Raw genomic sequence first — 530 nt, forward strand, 5'->3', positions numbered from 1 at the left:
AGCTGAACCCGGACAGGCTTCTTTGTGCCACAAAAAACATCTTTAAAATACGATTCACCATAGCCAGGACCCCCGTCACTATTAGCGACCACTTGAGTCTGAGTGAACCGATAACGTTGTTCGACGGCCGCCTGTGCCTGCGCCCAAAAAGTGTCTAACCCCCGGCTCGTCATCACCGCATAGGGCGCTTTTAAGCGCCGACGCTTCCCATTCTGTACCCAGCCTTCATACAGAATGAAATGTTTCACTTCAATCTGTTGGTGTTTCCTCAATCCACGGACGAACGTCCCGTCTGCCTCCGCAAACAGGAAGGGGGGCTGCCGCTGCCCCTCCAGCTCACCATTCGCTGATTGGGTGACTAAATCCTGATCCTGTTTTTCCTGAGCCTCACCAACGGCCCGGACACAATGCATCACCGTGGTGTGGCTCATTTGAACCGGAGTCCAGGCCTCCAAGGTCTTTACCACTTCCCGGCACGTCATGCGACCAGCCAAAGTCGCCGTTTCAAATTCAACGCGAGGCGAATAGCG

1 protein-coding gene is annotated in these 530 nt (G+C 54.3%); it reads right to left on the reverse strand.

The annotated features are described in order from the left end of the window. The coding region (locus IEX81_RS16515; protein ID WP_188805346.1) for a UPF0236 family transposase-like protein at positions 1–455 on the reverse strand (455 nt) is incomplete at its 3' end. Positions 456–530 lie beyond the last annotated feature (75 nt).

Source organism: Sporolactobacillus putidus (genome assembly GCF_014647035.1).
In the GTDB taxonomy this organism is placed as follows: Bacteria; Bacillota; Bacilli; order Bacillales; family Sporolactobacillaceae; genus Sporolactobacillus; species Sporolactobacillus putidus.